The organism is Phyllobacterium sp. P5_D12 (assembly GCF_054049495.1).
The window spans coordinates 1-6068 of the sequence record NZ_JBFUMG010000262.1 but is presented as its reverse complement, the minus strand read 5'-3'; the positions used below and the strand labels follow the sequence as shown (position 1 = coordinate 6068).

The 6068-nt window shown below is 56.2% G+C and carries 6 protein-coding genes; 1 reads left to right on the top strand and 5 read right to left on the bottom strand.

Annotated elements, in window-relative coordinates; genetic code table 11:
* The 5 genes from sucD to ACXJ5O_RS16475 form a co-directional block, all read right to left on the bottom strand.
* The coding region (gene sucD, locus ACXJ5O_RS16495; RefSeq protein ID WP_457300836.1) for a succinate--CoA ligase subunit alpha at positions 1-660 on the bottom strand (660 nt) is incomplete at its 3' end.
* Between the two features lie 3 nt (positions 661-663).
* Entirely contained in the window at positions 664-1860 is a 1197-nt protein-coding gene (sucC, locus tag ACXJ5O_RS16490) for an ADP-forming succinate--CoA ligase subunit beta (RefSeq protein ID WP_457300835.1), read from the bottom strand.
* A 69-nt stretch (positions 1861-1929) separates the two neighbouring features.
* Positions 1930-2892, bottom strand: coding sequence for a malate dehydrogenase (mdh, locus tag ACXJ5O_RS16485; protein ID WP_457300834.1), 963 nt, complete (start codon positions 2890-2892; stop codon positions 1930-1932).
* Positions 2893-3193: 301 nt separating this feature from the next.
* Positions 3194-4384 carry a cell division protein ZapE gene (zapE, locus tag ACXJ5O_RS16480; protein ID WP_457300833.1) on the bottom strand — a complete coding sequence of 397 codons (1191 nt, stop codon included), beginning with the start codon at positions 4382-4384 and terminating at the stop codon, positions 3194-3196.
* A 46-nt stretch (positions 4385-4430) separates the two neighbouring features.
* Positions 4431-4967, bottom strand: a complete 537-nt coding sequence (locus tag ACXJ5O_RS16475) for a protease inhibitor Inh/omp19 family protein (protein ID WP_457300832.1) — start codon at positions 4965-4967, stop codon at positions 4431-4433.
* A gap of 417 nt (positions 4968-5384) precedes the next feature.
* Between ACXJ5O_RS16475 and dapF the strand changes: the two genes are divergently transcribed.
* Positions 5385-6068, top strand: a 684-nt coding sequence (dapF, locus tag ACXJ5O_RS16470; protein ID WP_457300831.1) for a diaminopimelate epimerase, incomplete at its 3' end; no start/stop codon positions are given.

Below are 6068 nucleotides of genomic sequence, written 5' to 3'. Positions count from 1 at the left end.
GATTTCACCGATCATGATGATCGATTTGGTCGCTTCGTCGGCAAGGAACATTTCCAGGACGTCGATGAACTCGGTGCCCTTTACAGGATCGCCGCCGATACCGACTGCAGTCGTCTGGCCGAGGCCCTCGTTCGTCGTCTGAAACACTGCTTCATAGGTAAGTGTTCCGGAGCGCGATACAACACCCACGGAACCCTTCTTGAAGATGTTACCCGGCATAATGCCGATCTTGCATTCTTCCGGCGTCAGGACGCCAGGGCAGTTCGGGCCAATCAGACGCGACGTCGAACGGTCGAGGCGCGCCTTGACCCGAACCATATCCATCACAGGAATACCTTCGGTGATGCAGATGATCAGAGGAATCTCTGCCTCGATGGCTTCCAGAATTGCTTCTGCTGCGCCTGCAGGCGGAACGTAGATGACCGACGCATTGGCGCCTGTACGATCCTTGCCTTCGGCAACCGTAGCGAAAATCGGCAGCTGCGCGCTCGAACCAGTCGGCAGATTGCCTTCCCAGGTCTCGCCGCCCTTTTTCGGATGGATGCCGCCGACCATCTGAGTACCGTAATAAGCCAAAGCCTGTTCGGTGTGGAATGTACCGGTCTTGCCGGTGAGGCCCTGAACGAGAACCTTGGTGTCTTTGTTAACCAGAATAGACATGCCTTAGTTCCCCTTCACAGCTGCGACGATTTTCTGCGCCGCATCATCGAGATCGTCCGCAGAGACGACATTCAGGCCGCTTTCATTGATGATTTTCTTGCCGAGTTCGGCATTGGTACCTTCGAGGCGAACGACGAGCGGAACCTTGAGACCGACTTCCTTGACCGCAGCGATCACGCCTTCAGCAATGATATCGCATTTCATGATACCGCCGAAGATGTTGATCAGAATGCCTTTGACCGCGGGATCGGCCGTAATGATCTTGAACGCAGCTGTGACCTTCTCCTTGCTGGCGCCCCCGCCAACATCGAGGAAGTTCGCTGGCTCAGCACCATACAGCTTGATGATGTCCATCGTTGCCATGGCGAGACCTGCACCATTGACCATGCAGCCGATATTGCCGTCGAGTGCCACATAGGCCAGGTCATATTTCGAAGCCTCGATTTCCTTGGCGTCCTCTTCCGTAGTGTCACGGAGTTCGACAACGTCGGGATGGCGGAACAGGGCGTTGCCGTCGAACGACACCTTGGCATCGAGAACACGCAAGCGGCCGTCTTTCATGACGATCAGTGGGTTGACCTCGAGCAGGCTCATGTCCTTCTCGGTGAAGGCCTTGTAGAGGATCGGGAAAAGCGTCTCGCCGTCGGCCTTGGCTTCACCTGTGAGGCCGTATGCGTCATTGATCTTGGCGGTATCTTCCGCGGTCACGCCTTTTTCCGGATCGATCGAGACGGTGATGATCTTTTCTGGCGTGTCGTGCGCGACGCCTTCGATATCCATCCCACCCTCAGTGGAAACAACGAAAGCCGGGCGGCCGGTGGCGCGATCGATCAGGATGGATAAATAGAGCTCGCGCTCGATGTTGGCGCCGTCTTCGATGTAAAGGCGGTTCACCTGTTTGCCGGCGGGACCGGTCTGCTTGGTGACCAGCGTGTTGCCCAGCATTTCCTTCGCGTTGGCAACAACCTCCTCGACCGATCTGGAAAGGCGTACGCCGCCCTTCGCATCCGGTCCGAGTTCCTTGAACTTGCCCTTGCCACGCCCGCCCGCATGAATCTGGCTCTTTACCACATAAAGCGGACCGGGCAGCGTCTTAGCCCATTCTTCCGCTTGTTCGACGGAATAGACGGCGACGCCATTGGCGATCGGCGCACCGAACGAGTGCAACAGACGCTTGGCCTGATATTCGTGAATATTCATATGATATTTCCTCTACGAATAATCCGCACACATAGGTGCGGATCGTTTCAGAATTGTTTCAGGCCCGAGCTATTTCAGGTTCGGAGCAATATTGATGCAGGCCTCGCACAGGCCCGCAACAGAAGCGACAGAAGCCTCGAATTGTTTTTGTTCCGTCTTGTTGAGATCGATTTCGATGACACGCTCGACACCACCAGCGCCGATGATGACGGGGACGCCGACATACATGTCCTTGACACCGTATTGACCGGAAAGATGGGCTGCGACGGGAAGAACGCGCTTCTTGTCTTTAAGGAAAGCTTCGGCCATCTGAATCGCCGACGATGCCGGCGCGTAGAAAGCAGAACCCGTCTTCAGCAAGCCGACGATTTCGGCTCCGCCATCGCGGGTGCGCTGGATGATCTGATCGAGTTTTTCCTGGCTGGTCCAACCCATCTTGACCAGATCCGGAAGCGGGATACCCGCAACGGTGGAATAGCGTGCAAGCGGCACCATGCTGTCGCCGTGCCCACCGAGAACGAAGGCGCTGACATCCTCAACGGAGACTTTGAACTCGTCGGCAAGGAAATAACGGAAGCGTGCGCTGTCAAGAATGCCGGCCATGCCGACAACCATGTTCTTCGGCAGACCGGAGAACTTCTGCAACGCCCAGACCATGGCGTCCAGCGGATTGGTGATGCAGATCACGAAAGCGCCGGGGGCGTACTTCTTGATGCCCGCGCCAACCTGCTCCATGACCTTGAGGTTGATGCCGAGAAGATCATCGCGGCTCATACCCGGCTTGCGCGGCACTCCGGCGGTGACGATCACTACATCGGCGCCTTCGATTGCCGAATAGTCATTGGCGCCGACGAGACTGGCGTCAAAATCGTCAACTGGCGACGACTGGGCGATGTCCAGTCCCTTGCCCTGCGGTATGCCTTCTGCGATGTCGAAAAGCACGATATCACCGAGCTCCTTGAGCCCGATCAGATGTGCAAGCGTTCCACCGATCATGCCTGAACCGATGAGGGCGATTTTATTACGTGCCATGCTGGTTACTTCCTTGATCTGAAGTCGTGACGGACGCCAAAGGACACATCGCAATATTCGGGCAGCTCACGGGCAAACCTTTTACCACATGTCCTTGCGCTGGGACGTTCGAATATTCCTCTTTCAAAAATAACTCAACACAAAATTTTCACCCCAATAAATTCAATCGGTTAGAATTGATGGGATTTACGTAAACGTCAACAAAGTTCGCCCTACAAAAGTTGAACCGCGCCATTTTTAGCATGGAGAACATATCAAAATGATGAAAGAAAGGCGAGTTGGATCACACGCAATTGATGGCTTAAACTTCTGCGGACCGGGGCGGCTGGGCTGACTCGGAACGTGCGCCCGCTTCGGCCAAATAATCCTCACTTTGCATCTCGAACAAGCGTGAAGCCGTGCGGTCAAATTCAAAGGCCTCGTTGCCTGACTTTGCCACATAAAGCTGGTTCGGCGACGCGGCGGCCGAGATCACCACGTGCACCTGGTGATCGTAGAGGAGATCGATGAGGATGATGAATCGCTTGGCTTCATTGCGTCTCGGCAGATCGAGCACAGGCACAGCATCAATAAAGATTGTCTGATAGCGCTTGATGATCGCGGTATAGTCTGCCGCCCCTAGTGGCTTCGAGCAGAGATCGGCAAACGTAAAGCGCGCGACGTGCCGTGCGGCCTGCGGAATGATGACCGTACGGCCTTTGACCTTGACACTATCTTGCGCGATGGTCGCGCCAGCGGTCGCGGCGTGCCAGGCGTCATCCATCAATCGGCTCGTTTCATCGTTCAGCGGCGAAAGAAAAACCGGCATGCGGTTGAGCTTCTCCAGGCGATAATCTGTGCGGGCATCGAGATTGATAACGTCCACGTGAGTTTTCAGAAGATCGACGAACGGCAGGAAAAGCTGGCGGTTGAGACCATCGCGATAAAGATTTTCGGGCGCGACATTCGACGTAGCGACGAGCACCACGCCACGCTCGAAGAGCGCCCGAAACAGGCGCGACAGGATCATCGCATCGGCAATATCGGTCACCGTGAATTCGTCGAAACACAGAACCCATGCCTGCTCTGCCAACGCATCGGCAACCGGCGGTATAGGATCTTCTTGTTTCGTTTCGCCCTTCTTGAGAGCCTGGCGGTGCGCGTTGATGCGCTCATGCACATCCGCCATGAAGTCGATGAAGTGCGCCCGACGTTTGCGTTTGACCGGCACCAGTTGATGGAACATGTCCATCAACATAGTCTTGCCCCGACCGACTTCGCCATGGATGTACAGACCCTTGACGATTTCGTGCCGCGGCGCCTTTCGGCTGAACAGCCAGCCCAGCGCACTGGATTTTGTTGCGAGACGCTTCGTCGCCACGTCGTGGATCAAACAGTCAAATCGACTGGCAAGACGCTGTTGGGATGGATCGGCGTCCAAATCTCCTGCGTGCACCAGCGCATCGTAGCGCTCACGCACGGAGGGGAATACTTTCAAATTATCGTGCGACATGCGAAATGCAGTCTCCGGGTGCGCCCGTGGCGCACTCCAATTTCAGCTAACGTGACAGACTAACGTTCTGCCCGCCCGAAGTCTGGCCGTCGAACTTCGATTGGCCGGAAGAATAGAGTTTTGCCACTGTACCGCCCGCTGCATCGTAAAGCGTGAGCTGCTTGCCGCTCACAGCCCAGGAAGAGAGGTTGGCGAGTTCGCCCGGGCAACGCAGAGGACCGGCACGGTAGCCTTGGCCGAACTTGGTTTGCGGCGTCGCGATCTTGCAGCTCTGCCCGCCCATCGAAGCATTCCAGACGCCGGCAACGCTGCTGGCAGTAAGGTCAGGAGCATTTTCAGGTGGCAGCGCAGCGACCTGCGTATTGCCCTGCGCCGCTGGAGTTGCGTTACCCGTTGTCGGGGCCGTCGGAAACTGATTGGAGCCGCCCGGCGGTGGCAGTTGGCTCTGGCTCACCGAGCCTGAGGGTGCCGGCTGCAATGGTGCAGGCGCGGTAGAGACAGGATCCATCCGCGAACTCTGGCATCCCGCCAGCACCATGCCCACAACGGCGACGGCCAGCAAATTGACTTTCAAAGTCCCCATAACTTCAATTCTCCATCTGCGCATTTGAACTCAAAATGCGATTCTATTCGGCGCTCTTTAACCATTAATACAATGGCGATACCGGCAAAATTTCAACCCGCACCCCAGAAAAACCGCTGTTTTTCTGACCGAACCGGCCATCAGGACCATCAAAAAATAATGGAACTGACAATATCGCCACACCTTCCAAAGCTGCCCGCGATCAGCCAGGACCGGCGGCATTAACCAATTCAATCATTTCAAGGTGAATAAAGTCTTATGCATTGCAGCAAACCATGACTGGTTGGCGGCGTCGACGATGCGCATGAACACGGAACACCCGCAAGACAGAGTCGCGCAGGCACTGGCATTTCTTTCCCTTTTCCGCCATATAAGCCCTCTATCGACAGATGATGGCAATTATAGGCTAGCGAAGGTATGGCGGCATACGCGCAATTTGCGAAGATGAACGGGCTTGGTAACGAAATCATCGTTGCCGATATGCGCGGGCGTGCGGACCGGATTACGGCTGACGCTGCTATCGCGCTTGACCGGGATCCGGCGACCAAGTTCGACCAGATCATGGCAATTCACTCGTCCAGAACCGGCGGCACGGAARCCTATATCGAGATTATCAATTCCGACGGCAGCGAGGCGCAGGCCTGTGGCAATGGCATGCGCTGCGTGGTGCAGGCGCTGAGCTCTGAAACTGGCAAGTGTGAATTCACTTTCGAGACTATCGCCGGAATCCTGACCGCCCGCGAACATCCGGATGGCCAGATCTCCGTCGATATGGGCAAGCCGCGCTTCGAGTGGCAGGACATTCCCCTCGCGGAACCGTTTCACGACACGCGCAGGATAGAATTGCAGATTGGGCCGATCGATGCGCCGGTCCTGCATTCGCCATCGGTCGCCAATATGGGCAATCCGCATGCGATCTTTTGGGTTGACCAGGACGTGTGGACCTACGATCTGGAGCGGTTCGGGCCTCTCCTTGAAAACCATCCGATCTTTCCGGAGCGCGCCAATATCTCCATTGCGCACGTGACCAGCCGCAACGCCATTACCCTGCGTACGTGGGAACGCGGTGCCGGTTTGACGAAGGCTTGCGGTTCTGCTGCC